The sequence below is a fragment of the Pseudomonas sp. GW822-FHT04H02 genome, from assembly GCF_058800645.1.
Genome location: NZ_JBXAMM010000001.1, coordinates 70,740 through 87,149 on the forward strand (window position 1 = coordinate 70,740; position 16,410 = coordinate 87,149).

30 protein-coding genes are annotated in these 16,410 nt (G+C 60.8%); 21 read left to right on the forward strand and 9 right to left on the reverse strand.

What is annotated here, in order from left to right; genetic code table 11:
• Positions 1–3 precede the first annotated feature (3 nt).
• The 9 genes from AC1RMG_RS00430 to AC1RMG_RS00470 form a co-directional block, all read right to left on the reverse strand.
• Complete coding sequence (locus AC1RMG_RS00430) at positions 4–810, reverse strand: RecB family exonuclease (protein WP_493167883.1); 807 nt, start codon at positions 808–810, stop codon at positions 4–6.
• Entirely contained in the window at positions 807–1,325 is a 519-nt protein-coding gene (locus AC1RMG_RS00435) for a zinc-finger-containing protein (RefSeq protein WP_493167884.1), read from the reverse strand. Before AC1RMG_RS00435 ends, AC1RMG_RS00430 begins: the two co-directional genes overlap by 4 nt.
• Positions 1,326–1,436: 111 nt before the next feature.
• The gene (locus tag AC1RMG_RS00440; RefSeq protein ID WP_493167885.1) at positions 1,437–1,586 is read right to left on the reverse strand and encodes a hypothetical protein; all 150 of its coding nucleotides are present in this window, start codon (positions 1,584–1,586) and stop codon (positions 1,437–1,439) included.
• On the reverse strand, positions 1,576–1,725 hold the full coding sequence (locus AC1RMG_RS00445; RefSeq protein ID WP_493167888.1) for a hypothetical protein: 150 nt from the start codon (positions 1,723–1,725) through the stop codon (positions 1,576–1,578). Before AC1RMG_RS00445 ends, AC1RMG_RS00440 begins: the two co-directional genes overlap by 11 nt.
• Positions 1,722–1,964 (reverse strand): hypothetical protein, encoded by a 243-nt coding sequence (locus AC1RMG_RS00450; protein WP_493167892.1) that lies wholly within the window; start codon positions 1,962–1,964, stop codon positions 1,722–1,724. Before AC1RMG_RS00450 ends, AC1RMG_RS00445 begins: the two co-directional genes overlap by 4 nt.
• A 24-nt stretch (positions 1,965–1,988) precedes the next feature.
• Positions 1,989–2,117: a hypothetical protein gene (locus tag AC1RMG_RS00455; protein WP_493167898.1), complete on the reverse strand. Its 129-nt coding sequence runs from the start codon at positions 2,115–2,117 to the stop codon at positions 1,989–1,991.
• A gap of 133 nt (positions 2,118–2,250) precedes the next feature.
• Positions 2,251–2,502, reverse strand: coding sequence for a hypothetical protein (locus AC1RMG_RS00460; RefSeq protein WP_493167903.1), 252 nt, complete (start codon positions 2,500–2,502; stop codon positions 2,251–2,253).
• 369 nt (positions 2,503–2,871) lie between these two features.
• Positions 2,872–3,483, reverse strand: a complete 612-nt coding sequence (locus AC1RMG_RS00465; RefSeq protein WP_493167905.1) for a hypothetical protein — start codon at positions 3,481–3,483, stop codon at positions 2,872–2,874.
• Between the two features lie 12 nt (positions 3,484–3,495).
• Positions 3,496–4,212 (reverse strand): XRE family transcriptional regulator, encoded by a 717-nt coding sequence (locus AC1RMG_RS00470; protein ID WP_493167907.1) that lies wholly within the window; start codon positions 4,210–4,212, stop codon positions 3,496–3,498.
• Positions 4,213–4,301: 89 nt separating this feature from the next.
• Here AC1RMG_RS00470 and AC1RMG_RS00475 point away from each other — a divergent pair, with 89 nt between their 5' ends.
• From AC1RMG_RS00475 to AC1RMG_RS00575, 21 genes are all read left to right on the forward strand, one after another.
• A complete protein-coding gene (locus tag AC1RMG_RS00475) occupies positions 4,302–4,490 on the forward strand; it encodes a Cro/CI family transcriptional regulator (protein ID WP_306408460.1) in 189 nt (62 codons plus the stop codon).
• Positions 4,491–4,492: 2 nt separating this feature from the next.
• On the forward strand, positions 4,493–4,807 hold the full coding sequence (locus AC1RMG_RS00480; RefSeq protein WP_220222996.1) for a CII family transcriptional regulator: 315 nt from the start codon (positions 4,493–4,495) through the stop codon (positions 4,805–4,807).
• Between the two features lie 29 nt (positions 4,808–4,836).
• Positions 4,837–5,715: a DnaT-like ssDNA-binding domain-containing protein gene (locus AC1RMG_RS00485; RefSeq protein ID WP_493167910.1), complete on the forward strand. Its 879-nt coding sequence runs from the start codon at positions 4,837–4,839 to the stop codon at positions 5,713–5,715.
• Positions 5,687–6,283 carry a hypothetical protein gene (locus AC1RMG_RS00490; RefSeq protein WP_493167912.1) on the forward strand — a complete coding sequence of 199 codons (597 nt, stop codon included), beginning with the start codon at positions 5,687–5,689 and terminating at the stop codon, positions 6,281–6,283. The genes AC1RMG_RS00485 and AC1RMG_RS00490 overlap by 29 nt, the downstream gene beginning before the upstream one ends.
• Positions 6,276–6,719 (forward strand): RusA family crossover junction endodeoxyribonuclease, encoded by a 444-nt coding sequence (locus AC1RMG_RS00495; RefSeq protein WP_493167914.1) that lies wholly within the window; start codon positions 6,276–6,278, stop codon positions 6,717–6,719. Before AC1RMG_RS00490 ends, AC1RMG_RS00495 begins: the two co-directional genes overlap by 8 nt.
• A 31-nt stretch (positions 6,720–6,750) precedes the next feature.
• On the forward strand, positions 6,751–7,380 hold the full coding sequence (locus tag AC1RMG_RS00500) for a hypothetical protein (RefSeq protein ID WP_493167916.1): 630 nt from the start codon (positions 6,751–6,753) through the stop codon (positions 7,378–7,380).
• Positions 7,381–7,469: 89 nt separating this feature from the next.
• Positions 7,470–7,652: a hypothetical protein gene (locus tag AC1RMG_RS00505; RefSeq protein ID WP_493167918.1), complete on the forward strand. Its 183-nt coding sequence runs from the start codon at positions 7,470–7,472 to the stop codon at positions 7,650–7,652.
• A gap of 174 nt (positions 7,653–7,826) precedes the next feature.
• The gene (locus AC1RMG_RS00510; protein WP_493167920.1) at positions 7,827–8,078 is read left to right on the forward strand and encodes a holin; all 252 of its coding nucleotides are present in this window, start codon (positions 7,827–7,829) and stop codon (positions 8,076–8,078) included.
• Positions 8,075–8,590, forward strand: coding sequence for a glycoside hydrolase family protein (locus AC1RMG_RS00515; RefSeq protein WP_493167922.1), 516 nt, complete (start codon positions 8,075–8,077; stop codon positions 8,588–8,590). Before AC1RMG_RS00510 ends, AC1RMG_RS00515 begins: the two co-directional genes overlap by 4 nt.
• Positions 8,591–8,605: 15 nt before the next feature.
• Complete coding sequence (locus tag AC1RMG_RS00520) at positions 8,606–8,800, forward strand: hypothetical protein (protein ID WP_306396999.1); 195 nt, start codon at positions 8,606–8,608, stop codon at positions 8,798–8,800.
• On the forward strand, positions 8,797–9,249 hold the full coding sequence (locus tag AC1RMG_RS00525; RefSeq protein ID WP_493167924.1) for a lysis system i-spanin subunit Rz: 453 nt from the start codon (positions 8,797–8,799) through the stop codon (positions 9,247–9,249). Before AC1RMG_RS00520 ends, AC1RMG_RS00525 begins: the two co-directional genes overlap by 4 nt.
• A 2-nt stretch (positions 9,250–9,251) precedes the next feature.
• On the forward strand, positions 9,252–9,491 hold the full coding sequence (locus AC1RMG_RS00530) for a hypothetical protein (protein ID WP_493167926.1): 240 nt from the start codon (positions 9,252–9,254) through the stop codon (positions 9,489–9,491).
• 15 nt (positions 9,492–9,506) lie between these two features.
• Positions 9,507–10,046, forward strand: a complete 540-nt coding sequence (locus tag AC1RMG_RS00535) for a terminase small subunit (protein ID WP_493167928.1) — start codon at positions 9,507–9,509, stop codon at positions 10,044–10,046.
• Entirely contained in the window at positions 10,018–11,517 is a 1,500-nt protein-coding gene (locus tag AC1RMG_RS00540; protein ID WP_493167930.1) for a terminase, read from the forward strand. Before AC1RMG_RS00535 ends, AC1RMG_RS00540 begins: the two co-directional genes overlap by 29 nt.
• An 11-nt stretch (positions 11,518–11,528) precedes the next feature.
• A complete protein-coding gene (locus tag AC1RMG_RS00545) occupies positions 11,529–11,846 on the forward strand; it encodes a hypothetical protein (RefSeq protein ID WP_493167932.1) in 318 nt (105 codons plus the stop codon).
• Between the two features lies 1 nt (position 11,847).
• Entirely contained in the window at positions 11,848–13,542 is a 1,695-nt protein-coding gene (locus AC1RMG_RS00550) for a portal protein (RefSeq protein ID WP_493167934.1), read from the forward strand.
• The gene (locus tag AC1RMG_RS00555; protein WP_306408473.1) at positions 13,542–13,877 is read left to right on the forward strand and encodes a Bbp19 family protein; all 336 of its coding nucleotides are present in this window, start codon (positions 13,542–13,544) and stop codon (positions 13,875–13,877) included. The genes AC1RMG_RS00550 and AC1RMG_RS00555 overlap by 1 nt, the downstream gene beginning before the upstream one ends.
• Positions 13,874–14,596: a hypothetical protein gene (locus AC1RMG_RS00560; protein WP_493167936.1), complete on the forward strand. Its 723-nt coding sequence runs from the start codon at positions 13,874–13,876 to the stop codon at positions 14,594–14,596. Before AC1RMG_RS00555 ends, AC1RMG_RS00560 begins: the two co-directional genes overlap by 4 nt.
• 29 nt (positions 14,597–14,625) lie before the next feature.
• The gene (locus AC1RMG_RS00565) at positions 14,626–15,621 is read left to right on the forward strand and encodes a major capsid protein (RefSeq protein ID WP_493167938.1); all 996 of its coding nucleotides are present in this window, start codon (positions 14,626–14,628) and stop codon (positions 15,619–15,621) included.
• A gap of 35 nt (positions 15,622–15,656) precedes the next feature.
• A complete protein-coding gene (locus tag AC1RMG_RS00570; protein WP_493167940.1) occupies positions 15,657–16,049 on the forward strand; it encodes a Bbp16 family capsid cement protein in 393 nt (130 codons plus the stop codon).
• Complete coding sequence (locus AC1RMG_RS00575) at positions 16,042–16,410, forward strand: hypothetical protein (RefSeq protein WP_493167942.1); 369 nt, start codon at positions 16,042–16,044, stop codon at positions 16,408–16,410. The genes AC1RMG_RS00570 and AC1RMG_RS00575 overlap by 8 nt, the downstream gene beginning before the upstream one ends.

The following is a 16,410-nucleotide window of genomic DNA, read 5'->3' on the forward strand; positions in this document are numbered from 1 at the left end:
CTGTTACTCGTGGTAGGGGCAGGTGGACCAGCGCGGGCAGTACTTCGCCGAGCAGGTGAAACTCTGGGGGTTTGGAGGGAACAGGCCGGTGCGGAGCATTTCGGCGCCGATCTGGATCAGCCCGGGGAACTCCTCGGTGCCGACCATCATTTGCTTGGCGCCGATGATTTCGCCGACGCCGGTTTCTGGCTTGCCCTTCGTCTTCAACCCGATGATGTGGGCCGGGGCGGTGATGGGCTCGCCGGTGGTGTGTTCGTAGAGAATTTCGTAGGTGCCGATCTGCGGGGCGTGGCCCTTGGTCTTCGCTACTCCCTGGCTCACCGCGGCGCCGCCGGTCTTCACGTCGGCGATGCCCACACCGTGACCCGTCTTGCAGATCCGCGCCCGGTCGAGCTGGCCCGTCAGCTGGATGATCACGCCACCGCCGCAATCGATCTCCAGCGGCTTGGTGGTTAACTCCACGGCCTGGAACTCATAGCGGGGGCTGATCTCGTTGCAGTAGCGCGTGTGCAGCTGCAGGCCCGTGGCTTCTGCCTGGGCCAGGGTGATATCGGAGCCGCGCCAGTCGACGTCGTAGTCAGGATTACGCAGCGTGCGCAGCAGCAGCTCGGCGGTATCGAAGGCCGACAGGTCGCTGCCGTTGATCCGTGCCGCGTCGAACGCGGCGGTGCTGGCGTGAATGGCCGTTCCCAGCTGGGCCCGCGGGCTGCTGGGGGATCGGTGCCCGAGGATATGCGTGTACTCCCAGGCATAGCCGCAGTTGAACAGCGAGCCCCAGGACGATGCGCGGATCTTGATTGGCGGGTTCATGCTTTCGCCCTCGCCTTGGAAAAGGCCTTGCCCATGCTGGTGCTGGCTGTCAGGTCCTCGACGCAGTGCCCCATCGCCAGCGCGCATTCGTCCTGGTCGAACCACCCGAAATGGCATTGCCCGACAGGAATGCCCATTTTTCCGGCCAGCCACTCGTAGGCGAGCGACCGGGTGAACCCGCGCCGCTCCTTGACCTTGTGGAACATGTCTTTGCTCAGGTTCCGGTCTTTGCGCAGCTGCGCGGTGGCCAGGGTGCCCAGGGGAATATCGGTAGAAGGGTGCAGTCCCACGTAGGCGCCGCAGTCGTCGCAGCGGTATGCATACGGCCACTCGCCGAATTCCCTGCCGTAGATCCTGCTGTTGTTGATCAGCTCAACATGGCCCGCGCAGTAGCGGCAGCTGGTGGGCACCGGGAGCGGGTTCTTAACGCGCTTCAAGGCGCGCCGGCTGACATGCGGCAGTGGGGCAGGCGCAACAAGGCGCCCGGGGCTGCTGGCCCGAGGATCGATGCTCATGGGGTTGGTCCTATTGCGTGATCAGGCCGCCGATTGCCGGGGCCAGCAGGGTGATGGTGATGAAAAGCAGGCCAGTAATGGCTGAGGCCCAGCGGATGGCCTGGCGGCGGGTCATGGCATCCTCGCGATCAACATGCCGCGGCGAATGTCCACGCGCAGCGGCCGAGGCAGGTCGGCGACTAAAGAAAAACCCCGCGATTGCAGGGCTTTGATGATTGCTTTGCGATTGGCGGCGATGATCGCCACGCAGTTACCGGTCATAGCGGCGCTCCAGCATGATCTGGCGTTCGTCTGAGCCGTAGTCGCCCAGCAGGACCAGTTCGTTTTCGGGTTCGTAGTCGGGTTCTTCTGGCTCGTCCGGCTCGTCGGGCGGATCCAGCCACATGTCGTAGGCGCTCATGCTGCGGCCATCCGCTGATCCCGACAGAGCCTGGCCACGCGGTTGCTACGGACTGAACTGATGCGGCTATGCATCAGGGTCGCCTCGGGGTGGGTGATATCGCCGCACAGCAGGGCGTAGCAGACCATGCCGGCGGCATAACAGAGCTCCGACTCAGTGCCCACCAGGTCGTTTGCGGGCATTTCCAGCACTTTGCGCAGCTGTTCGTCGAACAGGTTTTTCGCGTTCTTGTTGAACATGGCGGGCCTCCAGGCGGATTTAGCTCAGGCCAGCGTGGCGCTGTATCCATCGGCAGTGGTGCGGCCCACGGCGTACTTGCTGATTGCTTCGTCCGCGCTGTTGGCAAACTGGAAGCCGACCCAGCGGCCGAACAGGAACAGGTCGTATTTCATCGCTGCTTTCCTCTGTTGGTTCAAATTCAGCCGGATGCACTCAGGCACCGCTGGTTGCCGGTGGGCGCGGTGTGAGTGCATTCGGGTGGATTCGGGGGAGGGGGGAGGCGCCCGCCGAAGCGGGCTCGATTGGTTAGGTAGGAACCCGGATAGGGTCTTGGTCAACGATCGTGATTGAGCCGCTTTGAGTGATCGCTACGCGCCCGGTGAGGTTTGGCAGGCCTGGCCAACCCGGGTGGGGTTTGAACTCCAGTACTGCAGCTGCCCGGCATGGCATGCCCACATAGATCATGTCACCGACGTTGATCAGGCTTCCGCGTTTGTAGGTACTTGGCATTTTCTTGCTCCGGTTGTTTTCCCAATGCACCCGGGTAACCAGGTGCATCAGTGAAAACTCCTTGCTGGCCGGTGATCAGCTACTGGCTACGTTCTCGCCGGCCTTCTTCGTGTTGTTCCTCCAGCCGCGGCTACCCCGCTGGAAAACTGTTCTTGGCGCTTTACGCTGCACGCCCGGGCCAGTTGCCAACCCTCTGAACCGTTGAGGCCGGTTCATCGCTGCCTTGTTGCCGCCGGTAGTGATCCGGCAAAGGTGATGCGGTGAAGCTAAAGAGCGGTGGCTTTCGCCGAGTTCCGCATATGCAAGCGGACTTGCATTTATAAAAGCATGCTTGTACTTCATATGCAAGTGCCCTTGTGTTTTTTCCTGCGGACGAAAAAAAGCCCGCACAGGGCGGGCTTGTTCAGTGGTTGCCGATCAGAAGCGGCGCTTGATCTTCCATGATCCATCGGACCAGGTCGGCTCAAGCTCGGCGAAAATTAGAAATGAGGGCGTGTCTGCTGGCTCAATGACGGGGCCGATCATCGCAGCACATAGCTTGCCAGCGACAGCTGGTGGGGCTTCGTTGCTTGAGAAAGCTGCAACACTGCGCTTGATACCAGCAGCGGTAGGGATGTCGACGACTGCAAAAGTTCCTGACTCCTTGGAAGAGCTGGTGGCAACCACAATGCAAGGTGTGAACTCGCCGTCCTTGAGTGATGTGTCCATGTACTTGCAGGAGTACTCAAGCGCACTTTTGGCATCTTTAAAGTGCAAGACTGGAACAGATGGTTGGGCAGGGGGCTCAGCATTTGCCGGCTTGTGCAGTCGCCAAAGGAACCAGTTTTTAACAGCTCCCAGCCCGAAAACTGCGAAGAACGAGATCACGTACAGCAGGATGTAAGCGAATTCCGCCCATCCGCTTCGCTTTGTGCTCAGCCATCCATCGAGCCAATACACCACAAGGCCGAATGCAGCGAACACAAAGAAAGCAAGCGTCCAAGCATGTTTTTCGTGAGCTGCATAAACTTTGTGTTCGTTATCGTTCAATGTCGGCGCTCCTTACAGCTTCCTTGCATTCCAGGCTAGCAGCACGCGTGCATGAATGATCATGGACTCCAGTTCCGGCCCTTTGATGTCGTAAGGCGGGAACGCCTCGTTATCAGAGATCATCCTGATCATCTTGGGCAGGCGCTGCAGCCTCTTGATGTAGAGCATTCCATCCAGGGTGAAAACATACACGCCGTCAACCACGACGGAGTTAACTCCCTGATCAACTATCAATGGATCGCCGCTTGAAAATGTGGCTCCCATACTTTCGCCAAAGCCAGTAATTACCGAAAGATTATCTGCGTGCGTGTAGGCAATACCTTGTTCCCTCAAATACTCGGTTCGCACGGTAATGTTGCGCACCGTCTCTATGTACTCTTTTGGCAAAAACTGCCCGTGCCCCATAGAGGCAACCACATCGTATTGAGGTATCAGGATTTCATCGTCGCGTGTTTTTCGCGTGAAATCGCCTGTCAGGACGTTGGAGTTTTGCCGGCGGCTTGGTGGCTCCCCGGTCCCTTCCAGCAGCCAGTCCACGGTCGTGTCAAAGCCTTGGGCTATGGCTAGCAGATTGTCGTTTTTGATGTTTCCGGTATCGCCGGCAAACCACTGCCGAACAGCCTCGTAGCTGATCCCGCAGGTAGTGGAAATTTTCCGCTTGACTCCGCGGGCACCTGTTTCCGGCTTCCGGGTCAGCACGAGCTTGGTAATTCGATCGGTAATGTTCATGAACCAAATCTACAAGTTAGCTTGCCAAGCATGCTTGCTTAATAAATACAAGCATGCTTGAATTTGACGCATGAGCATTGGAGGTGCCTATGAAGCGTCAAGTAGCTATTGATTATTTCGGCTCCATCCCCGCCCTGGCGAAAGCACTCAAGATTACTTACGAGGCTGTGCGCCAGTGGGGGGAGGAAGTTCCAGAACTGCGTCAGTACCAGTTGGAAAAACTCACCAACGGACAACTGAAGGCAGGCCCTGACGGCAAGTCTCAGTCGGTGGCCTGACCATGAGCACGGACAAATTAAGCTCCGAACAGGCCTCAAGGGCACGCGAGTTCGAAGCCCTGTTCTTGACCCGACTTTTGTCGGTGGGCCAGAAGAACCTGGCGACTTCAGTCGACTTGAGCGAGTCGGCTATTTCCAACTGGAAGAAAGAGGGAATCATCGAGCGCTTCTGCAAGGCGCTGGCGGTTCTCGATCTCCAGATGGTCCCGCAGTCGGCCATCGTCACGAACGCGGACTATCTGCGCTCGCTTGAAACCCTGGCAGAGCTTGGGCTCAAGGCCGAGAAGAAGCGGCCGGGCCCGTTGGGGTGGGACTGACCATGGATTGGCTCAGGCTCTGGCACGACATGCCCAACGACCCCAAATGGCGAACCATCGCCCGCGTATCGGCGCAGCCAATTGCCCTGGTTCAGGCCATGTATGTGCACCTGCTCGTTGATGCGTCACGAAATGTCACGCGCGGTCACGTGACAGTCACGAAAGAGGACATTGCGTCAGCTTTGGACGTGACAGACGAACAGGTCGAATCGGTTTTCGAAGCTATGCAGGGCCGTGTTCTGGATGGCGACTACGTCACTGGCTGGAGCAAGCGACAGCCCAAGCGCGAAGACACTGGAAGCTCTGAAAGCGGCGCCAAATCAGCTACCCAGCGGAAAAGGGAGCAGCGCGAGCGCCAGAAAGCGGCCCAGGAAAAAGAAGATGGTCACGACGAGTCACGCAAGGTCACGGGAAGTCACGACAGATTAGATAAGAGAAGAGTAGATAAAGATATACCACCACCACCGCGCGAGGACTTTCCGGATTCGCGCTGCAAGTTCGCGATGCACGAACACTGGGAGCCCGACGCGAAGTCATTCGCCGCGGTGCTGACCCTCAACGGCCTTTCGGGCCAGGTCTTCGATCAAGACCAATTCCTCGAATTCAAATCCTTCTGGATCGCTTCCCCAGACGATCACCGAACCCAGGCCAAGTGGGAGCATGCGCTCGCCCAGCACCTGAAGCGCGGTATGCGCAGCGACCAAGCAAGCGGGAGAAACGCCAATGCAACCCAACAACCTGGAACACCGGGAAATTCCCAAGGCAATCCGGGCCGTGGTGCCCAAGGTGGCCACCAACGACCTGCTAAACCGGGCCCCCTCTCTGCTCCAGACCGTGTCCGTGCCGCAATCGCAGACCGAGAGAATGCCGCAAGCGCTGATGGACAAGCTCTGGATCAAGATGGCTGAGTTCTACGGGCACCGCTGGACGTCGAGCTATGGCGTGATCGCAAACCCGGACCACACCTGGTCAAAGGTTCTGGGGGGGATCACTGGTGCGCAGCTCGCCAATGGCTTGAACACCCTGGCAGAGAAGGGCAAAGAGTTCGATTGGCCGCCGCCTGCGAACGTCTTCCGGGAAATGTGCCAGCAGGTCAAAGGTTTGCCGAGTACGGTCCAGGCTTGGGACGAAGCCCTGCGCGGCACGTACACCCACAAGGCCGTTGAAGTAGCCGCCGAAGCCACAAGCAAGTTTGATCTGAGTACCGCGGATCACGGCGACAAAGCCCTGTTCCAGCGCTTCGAACGCAATTACGCCATCGTCATGCGCCGCGCCCAAACCGGCCAGCCCCTGGAAGGGCGAATCGCCAAGGGCATCACCCACGACAGCATGCGACCACGCGAGCAGATCCAGCTGGAGCAATCCCGGGCCGAGGCTGACCGCATCGTCGAGATTCTGGAGATCCCCAAGGACCCCAAGGCCTGTCGCGCCATGCTGCTGGCCAAGCTCGGTATCAGGAGAGCCGACCATGTCTGATCACAAACCCGTTTCGTTCGTCGTACCCGGGGAAGCAGTGGGGAAGGGCAGGCCCAGGGTTACCACCATCCACGGTCATGCCCGCATGTTCACGCCGCAGAAAACCGCCAATTACGAATCGCTGATTGCCGTAGCTGCGGAGCAGGCCATGCAGGGCCGCGAGCTGATCACCGGCCCAGTGCTGGTGGAACTGAAAATTGCCGTGGGCATTGCCGTGTCCTGGTCGAAGAAGAAAACCGCTGCAGCGCTGGCCGGCCAGGTCATGCCGACAAAGAAACCCGACGCCGACAACGTGCTGAAAGCGATCTGCGACGGGATCAACGGGATCGTTTTCAAGGACGACGTGCAGGTGGTCAACGTTTCCATGAGCAAGCGCTTTGCCGAAAAGCCCGGCGTCCTGGTACGTGTGGTGCCGCTGGAGGGCCTGCCATCGTGAACTACGCAAAACTACGCGGTAAGGGGTGGCCATGAAACTGACCAGCGCACGGATGGCCTGGCACGATTGCTACTACACGCCTTGGGACAGCGTCATGCACCACGGCCTGGAGGGGGCGAAGCTGGGGAAGCGTGGCTACGTGGCGAACGAAACACGGCCTGAGCGCTGGGAGAACCTGGGCAAATGCGCCCACATGGCCATCGCCGGCCGGGTGCAGAACGCGATTGCCAGCCTGCCGCTGGAGCACCAGGCCTTCGGCCACCACCTGTACGCCCCGGTTATCACCACCGAACAGTCGAATGCGTGGGAAGAAGCCGCCCACGGACTGCTGGCCGTCGGTGTTGATCTGGCGCTACGTGAGCGCGGCGAGAAGCGGCGGTGCCTGGACTACAGCCGGGAATACTACGTCGCCCGGGGTGTCCTGGTGCGCTACCGCCACATGGTCCAGGGAGGCATGGGCGCTAACCCCGACCCGATGGCAAACCCGTGGGTGTTCCGCGGCTGGTTGGCCGACCACCACGGCGTCGAGCTGGACAGCCGCAATTGGACCCGCAACTGGGGCTGGCTGGTGCAGCTGATGTTCGACCAGGCCGGCGAGATCGATCGGCTGTGCCTGCGTCCGGTGGGGCGCGTGCTGGGGGAGGAGCGGGAGGCGGCGTGAGCGTCCAGCGGTCCACTGGAGTTGCTCGCCACGTTCCCTGTATGCTCAGCGGCCATCTGGATGGTAACTACAAAGCAGGAGTGCAAAGCATGCTGACGTTCAAGATTTTTAAAAGCGCATTTGGGCATAAGTGTGTGGTGAATTTGGCGAGTATTGATGCAATCATTCATCGCACAGACGATACAGCGCTAGTGCAGGTTGGGGCGCTTGAGATCATTGTCACCAAAGTTACAGCTGAGCACCTGGAGCAGGCGCTTGGCGCCACCGCTTGACACCGATGTGCGGGTTTCGGCATGATTTCCCCATGTTGTGAAGTTGCACCCGAAACCCAGAAACCCGCCTAGAGCGGGTTTTTTGTTGCCCAAATTTCAATCCTGAGCCCTGCCATCGTGCGGGGCTTTTTCGTTTCTGGAGGCCCCATGAAAGCCCCAGCCAGGAGTTCACAAATGCCCAACCCTGCACCAGAAGGGATTATCGAGGTGGTGGGTGCGTCCGTCGCGAACAAGGGCATGATCGCCGGTGGCGCTGCCGGCTTCATCGGTTGGATATCCCAGGTTAATTGGATCGGGATTTCCGGCGTGGTGGTTGCCGTGCTGGGCCTGCTGATCAATCTCTACTTCCAGGTGCGCAAGGATCGCCGGGAAAGCGCCGAGAGCGCCGCCCGAATCGAAGCCCTGCGCGAGCAGTGCCAGCGATGAGCCCGCAACTGCGCCAGCGCATTGCCGTGGGCCTGCTGAGCATGAGCGCCGCCGGCTTCGGGGCCTGGAAGGCCAGCGAGGGGTTCACCGATCACGCCGTGATCCCGACCAAGGGCGACGTGCCCACCCTGGGCTATGGCTCCACGCGCTATGAGGACGGCACCCCGGTCCGTATGGGCGACACCATCACCCGACCCCGGGCCGAGGTCCTGGCCCGCAACCTGAACAGCCAGGCGGAAAAGGAGTTCGCCGGCAGCCTGCCGGGCGTGAAGCTCTACCAGGAAGAGTTCGATCTCTACATGGATTTTGTCGGCCAGTACGGCATGGGCACCTGGCGCAAGTCCTCGATGCGCCGCTATCTCGCGGACGGCAACTACGTCGGCGCATGCGAGGCACTGCTGCTGTACCGGTTCGCCGCCGGCTACGACTGTTCAACCCCAGGCAACCGGCGCTGCCCGGGCGTCTGGACCCGCCAGCTTGAGCGCAACGCCAAGTGCCTATCCGTCCAATAACCCGAGGGCAACACAATGAACACCATCTCCGTAGGTCGCTTCTTCATCGCCCAATGCCAGCAGCCAGCCGGTGCGCCACTGGTTGATCGCGGGTTCACCAACGAACGGGGCGATCTTGGCGGTCGACGGGGTGACAGCCTGGTGTTCCGGTCCCTGTTCGGCAAAGGCCGTGCCTGCAAGGCGCTTGCTATAGGGCTGTGGCGCAAGTGATCCGCTACCTGATCGCCGCCCTGGTGGCCTGCCTGTTCCTGATCTACGGCGGCTGGCAGCGCATCCAGGCCCAGGCCGTTGCGCTCAACGCTGCAACAGAACGCAACACGCAGCTTGAGGCCGCCGACGCTTCCCGTCGCAACACCCAGCGCCTGCTGGCCCAGCTCGACACCGAACACACCCAGGAGCGCGAACGTGCGAACCAGACCAATGCAGACCTTCGTGCTGCTGTCGCTGCTGGCCAGCGCCGGCTGTCAGTCCCAGCCAGTTGCCCCTCTGTGCGAACCGCCACCGGCGCCACCGGCTTGGATGCTGCAGAAGCGAGAGCCGAACTTGACCCAGCGGCTGCTGAACGAATTATCCGTATCGCCAACGACGGCGACGACGCAGTAAGGGCCCTGGCTGGCCTGCAGGACTACGTCAACACCGTTTGCCTCAAGGGGAAATGAGCATGGGAAAGATCAATTTCAAAGTCCGGACCTTCGAGGACACCCTCGACGTCACCGCCGACCGCGTGGAGTTTCTCGACGACGGGGCGCGCTTCTACTCGGGTGACCGCATCACCTCGGCGTTCTCCCGCTACCTCTGGATTCAGGAACAGGCCCCAGTACCTGAGCCAGTTGCTCCGGTCGAACCAGTCGCGCCGGAACCTGTGCCAGAGCAGAAAGCTGACCCGGTCGACGCAACCTGAGGAGAATCACCACCTATGGCCCTGACAGCAAAGCAGCAGGCATTCGTCGCCGAGTATTTGCTCGACCTGAATGCAACCCAGGCAGCTATCAGGGCCGGCTATGCCAAGCGAGGGGCCAAGGACCAGGCCTGGCAGAACATGCAGAACCCCGAGATCTTGGCAGCCATCAAGGCGGCAATGGAGGCTCGGAACAAGCGCACGCAGGTAGACGCAGACTACGTGCTGCACCGGCTTACTGAGATCGACCAGATGGACGTCCTGGACATTCTCGACGACGACATGTCGGTCAAGCCGCTTTCGCAGTGGCCCAAGGTCTGGCGCCAGTACCTGGCGGGCTTCGATCTTGCCGAGATGTTCGAAGGGCAGGGCAAAGACCGGTCAATGGTCGGCATCCTGAAAAAGCTGAAATGGCCCGACAAGGTCAGGAACCTGGAGCTGTTGGGCAAGCACGTCAACGTGAATGCCTTCCGCGACCAGGTGGCGGTCGACGTCAGCCTCACCCTTTCGGAACGGATGGCAAAGGCCAGTGAACGCGCCAGCAAAAATCGATCTTGAGCAGCAGCTGGTCGAGGACATTCTTAGATTCGCCGACGACCCCCTGGGGTATGTCTGGTACGCCTTCCCCTGGGGGGAGCCGGGCTCCGAGTTGGCGAACAAGGCCGGCCCCAGGCAGTGGCAGATCAAGGTCCTCGATTCCATCGGCAAGAAGATCCGGGCCGGCGCCAGGGACCTGGGCGAGATCATCCATGAAGCGGTGGCCAGCGGTCACGGCATCGGCAAGTCGGCACTCGTGTCCTGGATCATCAAGTGGTCACTCGATACAGCCGTCGACACCCGCGGCGTGGTCACGGCAAACACCGAGACGCAGCTGCGCACCAAAACCTGGCCCGAGGTCGCGAAGTGGAACCGGCTATCGATCACCAGCCATTGGTTTCGGCTCACCGCTACGGCGCTGATCAGCACTGACCCCGAGCACGAAAAGAACTGGCGGGTGGACGCGGTGCCATGGTCGGAGACCAACACCGAGGCATTCGCCGGCCTTCACAACGAGGGCAAACGCATCCTGCTGGTGTTCGACGAGGCGTCAGCCATCGCCGACCTGGTATGGGAGGTGGCAGAGGGGGCCCTGACGGACGAGGGCACAGAGATCATCTGGACGGCCTTCGGCAACCCGACAAAGACAACCGGGCGTTTCCGGGAGTGCTTCACCAAGTACGGCCACCGCTGGACGCACCGCCAGGTCGACAGCCGCACGGTCGACGGCACCAACAAAACGCAGATCGCCAAGTGGTTGGAAGACTACGGCGAGGACAGCGACTTTTTCCGCATCCGTGTACGCGGCATGTTCCCGAGGGCTTCCGACTTGCAACTGATTCCGACCGACTGGGTCGCCGAGGCGATGCGGCGCGATCCCGTCTATGGCATGGACGACGCCCTGGTGTGCGGCATCGATATCGCCCGGGGCGGCGCCGACAACAACGTGATCAGGTTCCGCCGGGGTCTCGACTCCAAGTCGATCCCAACGATCAAGATTCCCGGCAGCGAAACCCGGAACACCACGCTGTTCATCGCCAAGGTCTGCACAGTGGTGCAGGAGCGCCGGCCGGATGCGGTGTTTGTTGACTCAACGGGGGTAGGTGGTCCAGTGGCCGACCAACTGCGCCGGCTGATGCCGGGCGTGGTGATCATCGATATCAACTTCGCCAGCGCAGCCCCAGACCGACACTACGCGAACATGCGGACTTACATGTGGTGGCAGATGCGCGAAGGCATCCGCGCCGGCCTGGCGCTGGATGTGTCAACAGAACTTGAGGCTGAACTCACGTCGCCGGAGTACGCCCACAACGCCAGCGACCAGATCCAGCTGGAGAAGAAGGCCGATATCAAAAAGCGCCTGGGGATCTCGCCAGACGACGCCGACGCGCTGGCCCTTACCTACGCAATGCCGGTGATGAAAAACCAATTCACCAGCACCGGAGGCGGCCGCGGCAGCGAGCTGGAATCCGAATATGACCCATACGCTTAGGAGGCATGAACATGTGCGGAAGCGCCATCAAGAACATCATCAAACCGATCCACAAAATCAGCGACCCGCTGGACTTGTTCAAGAAGGCCGGCCTGCCAACCTCGTTGGATTTGATCCAGGACGAGCCCAAGGCCGCCGCGGCAATCGCAGAAACTACGGGGAGCACAGCTGCAGCCCCTACCACCTCTAGCGACTCGGTGCAGGCGGCGGTCGAGGCTGAGCGCCGCCGGCGGCTTGCCCAGTCCGGCCAGAACTCAACCATTCTGACGGGGTCCGCCGGCCTGCTGGGTAACGCCAGCACCAGCCAGAAAACCCTGCTGGGGGTGTAAGTTGGCCGACTCCCTCCGCGAGCGTCTGGAGAAGACGAACGCCCGACTACGGAACGAGCGGGACAGCAACTGGCTCCCGGAGTGGCGCGACCTGGGCGACTTCATGAGCCCGCGCTCTGGCCGCTGGTCCAGCACCGACACCAACAACGGCAGGCGGCGAGATCAGAAGATCATCAACCCACAGGCCACGTTCGCCGCAAGGACGCTCGGCGCCGGCATGCATACGGGGATGACTAACCCCGCATCCCCCTGGGTGAAGTTCGGGCCGCCGGACCCTGGTATGGCCGAGTTCGCACCGGTCAAAGCCTGGTTGTACTCGGTCGAGAAGGCCATGCGCGAAGTCATGGCCAGGTCGAACCTGTACAGCGTGTTGCCAAACCGCTACTCGGAAGAGGGCGTGTTTGGTACCGCGCCCATGGTGGTGCTGCCAGATGAGCAGGATCTGATCCGCGCTTACCCCCTGGCGGTCGGTAGCTACATGCTGGCGAACAATAGCCGCAACCAGGTGGACACGCTGCACCGCGACTATCGGATGACGGCTCGCCAGATGGCGCAGCAGTTCGGCGAAGCTGCGTTGAGCCCAACGGCCCGCAACGTCCTGAGCAACAACCCAGAGGCCTGGATTGACATTGTCCATGCGGTTGAGCCAAACGACATGCGCGAGCCCGGCCGCCAGGACAACACCAATATGGCGTTCCGCTCCGTGTACTGGGAGAAGGGCAGCGATAAAGACTCGGTGCTGCGGCAGTCAGGGTTCAAGACTTTCCCATGCATGGCCCCGCGTTGGGACGTGCTTGGCGAGGATGTCTATGGCACTGGCCCAGGGTCGATTTGCATCGGCTCCACCAGGGCTGTGCAGCTGATGGAGCGCCGCAAGGCCGAAATGATAGATAAGGGGGTGCGCCCGCCGATGGGGGCCCCTGTGAGCCTCAAGGGGCAGCGAGCATCAATTCTGCCTGGTGGCATCACCTACCTGAACGATCAGCAGCTTGGGGCCAAGTTTGAGCCGCTTTATATGGTCAACCCGGCCTGGATCACCCAGCTGCGGGGCGAGATCCAGGCGGACAGCAACATCATTGATACCGCGTTTTTCGTCGATCTGTTCCTGATGATCAGCCAAATGGACAGCGTCCGGACGGCCTACGAGATCGCGACACGCAAGGAAGAGAAGTTGCTGATGCTGGGCCCGGTGCTGGAGCGCCAGACCGATGACCTGCTGGACCCGCTTGTCGATATGGTTTTCAACCAGATGCTGGAGCAATCCATTCCACGCTGGATGGGGCTTCTGCCCGGGGCGCCACTTATCCCGCCGCCGCCCAAGGAGCTGCAAACCCTTGAGCTGCGTGTCGAGTTCACCAGCATCCTGGCCCAGGCTCAGAAGGCCATCGGGGTATCGAGCATTGAACGTGCGATTGGTTTTGCCGGCACGGTGGCCACTACAACCCAGAGTACCCAACCCCTGGACCTGCTCGATGCTGACGAAGCCATGCGCCAGTACTTCGACCTTATCGGTGTACCGCCAACCCTGGTCCGTGCTGACGACATGGTTGCCGAGATCCGCCAGCAACGCGCTGAGGCAGAACAGCAGGCGGCAATTCAGCAGCAGCTCGGTAGCGCCATCGAAGGCGCGCAGCTGTTGAGCCAGACCGACACCGGCGGCAACAACGCGCTGACCCAGCTCGCGGGGGCGCTCTAATGGACCAGCAGGACGAGCAGCAGCAACGCGAGCAGACCCTGGCCGAGCAGATCGCCCGGGCGCAGGAGGTCGCCGACTTTCGCTGGCTTATGAACGATCCCCGCGGCCGCCGCTTCATGTGGCGATCGATGGGGCGCTGTCGAGTGTTTCAGCCCTCAATCGGCCCGACCGATGCCGCAACGAACTTCAACGAAGGCCAACGCAATGTTGGCCTTTTTCTTTTGGGCGAGATCAACGAGCTCTGTCCGGCGCTGTTCTCCGTGATGGCTGCGGAAAACGCCCAGCAACCAGTAGAGGAACCACCAATGAACTACGCACAGGAGGCTGATCAATGAATCGCCTGATGATGAAACTGATGGGCTTTGTGGTGATGAACGAGGCCGGGGCCGATGGTGCACCAGCTGGTGGCGCGGTCCCGGCTGCTGCTCCCCAGGCAGCCCCAGCGCCAGCCGCGCCGGCGGCGGATGCGACGTTGCTGGGCCAGGCTGCACCAGCCGCTGACCTTGCCGCCCAGGCCGCTCAGCAGACCCCTGAACAGAAAGCGGAAGCCGAGGCCGCAGCCCAGAAGCTGGCGGACGAGAAGGCGGCCAACAGCGCGCCGGAGGCCTACGCCGACTTCACGTTGCCAGAAGGCTACGAGATGGATGCAGGCACCCTTGATGCGTTCAAGGGCTTGGCCAAGGAACTGAACATTCCCCAGGCATCCGCGCAGAAGCTGATCGATCTGCAAACCGCGCTTTCTACGAAACAGGCAGAGGCCTACCAGGCGGCGGTCGTTGCCCAGGGTCAGCAGTGGGCGGCCGAGATCAAGAACGACCCCCAGCTGGGCCGCGAGAACTACGACAAGAGCGTCGCCAGCGCTGTGAAGGTCATTCAGGCCTTTGGCGACGAATCCCTTTCCAACCTTTTGAACGAGTCCGGCCTGGGCAATCACCCGGCGCTGTTCAAGTTCTGCCATCGCATCAGCGCGGCTATCTCGGAAGACAAGTTCGTCATGCCGGGCACCCAAGCGGACGCACCCCAAGAAATGACGATTGTCGACGCCTTTCGTTAAGGCACTTATAAACCGCAGGAGAAAAACCGATGGGCATCCTTACTTCCACCATGCCGACCCTGATCGACAAGTTCAGTCGGGAGGACAGCAGCAAGAAAATCATGAAGATCGTCGAGCTGATGGCAAAGCAAAACGACATCCTCATGGACGCCGAGTATCAGGAGTGCAACGACGGCTCCAAACACAAAACCACCATGCGTTCCGGTATTCCTGAGCCGGCCTGGCGCATGTTCAACCAGGGCATTCAGCCCAGCAAATCGACCACCGTTCCGGTACTGGATACCACCGGCATGATGGAAGACTACGGCCTGGTCGATAAGGCACTAGCCGATCTGAGCGGCAATGCGGATGCATTCCGTGTTTCCGAGAACATGGCCAAGCTCCAGGGCTTCAACAACAAAGCCGCCCGCTACATGATCTACGGCAACACCCAGGCCGAACCGCAAGCGTTTCTGGGGCTGGCGCCGCGCTACAACGACAAGTCGGCCGAGTCAGGTGCCAACATCATTGAGGCTGGCGGTACTGGTAGCACCAATACCTCGATCTGGTTCGTAACCTGGGGCGAGCAGTCCACCCACCTGCTGTATCCAAAAGGCAGCGTGGCTGGCTTCCAGCACAAGTACTTGGGCCAACAGACCGCCCGTGCGGAAAACGGCGGCGACTTCGAGGCCTATCGCGATCACTTCAAGTGGGATATCGGCATGTCGGTCCGCGACTGGCGTGCTAATTCCCGCATCGCGAACATCGATGTCACCACTCTGACCCGTGACGGCGCGACTGGCGCCAACATCATCGACCTGCTGATCGATGCCCTGTATCGCATCGATAACCCGATGCAGGGCGAGGGTCGCACCGTCATCTACGCCAACCGCACCATCCAGTCGTGGTTGCACAAGCAGGCCATGAACTCGAAGAACGTCAACCTCACCATCGGCGAGTACGGCGGCAAGAAAATCCCCGAGTTCCTGGGCATCCCGATCAAGCGCAACGACGCGATCCTCAACACCGAAGCCCGCGTAGTCTGACGACTGCGTGGTTTCCCCTTCTCGGAGACACCACCATGCTTTTTGATGCAAAGCTGCTCATGTCGAATGCCCAGGCAATCACTGCCTCGGCGGCATCGACCGACGTCATTGACCGCGGCGACAACAAGGACGTTGGCCGTGCTGGTGACATTCCTCTGGTTATCCAGGTCGTTGAAGCATTCAACACCTTGACCAGCCTCACCGTAGATCTGCAGACCGACGACAATTCGGCATTCAGCTCCCCGCGCTCGCTCTACTCCGTGGTTATCCCGCTTGCGGATTTGAAGCTGGGTTACCAGGCGCCGGTAATCACCCTGCCGCAGAAGACCGAGCGTTTTCTGCGGTTCAACTACACCGTGACCGGCACGGCCCCGACCCAGGGCAAGATCACCGCCGGCGTGGTTGCAGGAGTGCAGACCAATGGCTGAGCGCTACGAGGTACTGGAGCGGTCGTTTATCAATGGTCGGCTCTACGAGGCTGGCGAATCCGTGGTGCTGGAGATTGATAGCCCGGGTTCCAATCTCAAATTGATCACAGCTACCGAGGGCTTAGGTAAGGCTCCCGCTTCGCAGGGTATCGGCTTCGCTGCCGCACGTACCGGTGGCGGAAAATTCCTGGTCAAGGACGACCAGGGCCGAGTGGTGGGGGACTTCACCGGCTCCAAGGCAGAAGCTGAAGCGGAAGCGGCCCGCCTCAATGCCGGCGGCGAGCTCAGCCCACCACCAGCCTCTAACACGCCTCCACCTGGTGGCGGTGACCAGGACGACGACACCGGGCCAGACGCCTGA

What these genes read in the sequence shown, in the direction of transcription:
- AC1RMG_RS00470 (WP_493167907.1), bottom strand. Translation starts at nt 4,212, where the DNA reads ATGAACATTACCGATCGAATTACCAAGCTCGTGCTGACCCGGAAGCCG.
- AC1RMG_RS00485 (WP_493167910.1), top strand. Translation starts at nt 4,837, where the DNA reads ATGCCCAACGACCCCAAATGGCGAACCATCGCCCGCGTATCGGCGCAG.
- AC1RMG_RS00435 (WP_493167884.1), bottom strand. Translation starts at nt 1,325, where the DNA reads ATGAGCATCGATCCTCGGGCCAGCAGCCCCGGGCGCCTTGTTGCGCCT.
- AC1RMG_RS00500 (WP_493167916.1), top strand. Translation starts at nt 6,751, where the DNA reads ATGAAACTGACCAGCGCACGGATGGCCTGGCACGATTGCTACTACACG.
- AC1RMG_RS00535 (WP_493167928.1), top strand. Translation starts at nt 9,507, where the DNA reads ATGGCCCTGACAGCAAAGCAGCAGGCATTCGTCGCCGAGTATTTGCTC.
- AC1RMG_RS00480 (WP_220222996.1), top strand. Translation starts at nt 4,493, where the DNA reads ATGAGCACGGACAAATTAAGCTCCGAACAGGCCTCAAGGGCACGCGAG.
- AC1RMG_RS00545 (WP_493167932.1), top strand. Translation starts at nt 11,529, where the DNA reads ATGTGCGGAAGCGCCATCAAGAACATCATCAAACCGATCCACAAAATC.
- AC1RMG_RS00570 (WP_493167940.1), top strand. Translation starts at nt 15,657, where the DNA reads ATGCTTTTTGATGCAAAGCTGCTCATGTCGAATGCCCAGGCAATCACT.
- AC1RMG_RS00490 (WP_493167912.1), top strand. Translation starts at nt 5,687, where the DNA reads ATGGACAAGCTCTGGATCAAGATGGCTGAGTTCTACGGGCACCGCTGG.
- AC1RMG_RS00460 (WP_493167903.1), bottom strand. Translation starts at nt 2,502, where the DNA reads ATGCACCTGGTTACCCGGGTGCATTGGGAAAACAACCGGAGCAAGAAA.
- AC1RMG_RS00495 (WP_493167914.1), top strand. Translation starts at nt 6,276, where the DNA reads ATGTCTGATCACAAACCCGTTTCGTTCGTCGTACCCGGGGAAGCAGTG.
- AC1RMG_RS00575 (WP_493167942.1), top strand. Translation starts at nt 16,042, where the DNA reads ATGGCTGAGCGCTACGAGGTACTGGAGCGGTCGTTTATCAATGGTCGG.
- AC1RMG_RS00565 (WP_493167938.1), top strand. Translation starts at nt 14,626, where the DNA reads ATGGGCATCCTTACTTCCACCATGCCGACCCTGATCGACAAGTTCAGT.
- AC1RMG_RS00430 (WP_493167883.1), bottom strand. Translation starts at nt 810, where the DNA reads ATGAACCCGCCAATCAAGATCCGCGCATCGTCCTGGGGCTCGCTGTTC.
- AC1RMG_RS00515 (WP_493167922.1), top strand. Translation starts at nt 8,075, where the DNA reads ATGAGCCCGCAACTGCGCCAGCGCATTGCCGTGGGCCTGCTGAGCATG.
- AC1RMG_RS00455 (WP_493167898.1), bottom strand. Translation starts at nt 2,117, where the DNA reads ATGAAATACGACCTGTTCCTGTTCGGCCGCTGGGTCGGCTTCCAGTTT.
- AC1RMG_RS00475 (WP_306408460.1), top strand. Translation starts at nt 4,302, where the DNA reads ATGAAGCGTCAAGTAGCTATTGATTATTTCGGCTCCATCCCCGCCCTG.
- AC1RMG_RS00450 (WP_493167892.1), bottom strand. Translation starts at nt 1,964, where the DNA reads ATGTTCAACAAGAACGCGAAAAACCTGTTCGACGAACAGCTGCGCAAA.
- AC1RMG_RS00555 (WP_306408473.1), top strand. Translation starts at nt 13,542, where the DNA reads ATGGACCAGCAGGACGAGCAGCAGCAACGCGAGCAGACCCTGGCCGAG.
- AC1RMG_RS00530 (WP_493167926.1), top strand. Translation starts at nt 9,252, where the DNA reads ATGGGAAAGATCAATTTCAAAGTCCGGACCTTCGAGGACACCCTCGAC.
- AC1RMG_RS00510 (WP_493167920.1), top strand. Translation starts at nt 7,827, where the DNA reads ATGCCCAACCCTGCACCAGAAGGGATTATCGAGGTGGTGGGTGCGTCC.
- AC1RMG_RS00505 (WP_493167918.1), top strand. Translation starts at nt 7,470, where the DNA reads ATGCTGACGTTCAAGATTTTTAAAAGCGCATTTGGGCATAAGTGTGTG.
- AC1RMG_RS00445 (WP_493167888.1), bottom strand. Translation starts at nt 1,725, where the DNA reads ATGAGCGCCTACGACATGTGGCTGGATCCGCCCGACGAGCCGGACGAG.
- AC1RMG_RS00440 (WP_493167885.1), bottom strand. Translation starts at nt 1,586, where the DNA reads ATGACCGGTAACTGCGTGGCGATCATCGCCGCCAATCGCAAAGCAATC.
- AC1RMG_RS00520 (WP_306396999.1), top strand. Translation starts at nt 8,606, where the DNA reads ATGAACACCATCTCCGTAGGTCGCTTCTTCATCGCCCAATGCCAGCAG.
- AC1RMG_RS00560 (WP_493167936.1), top strand. Translation starts at nt 13,874, where the DNA reads ATGAATCGCCTGATGATGAAACTGATGGGCTTTGTGGTGATGAACGAG.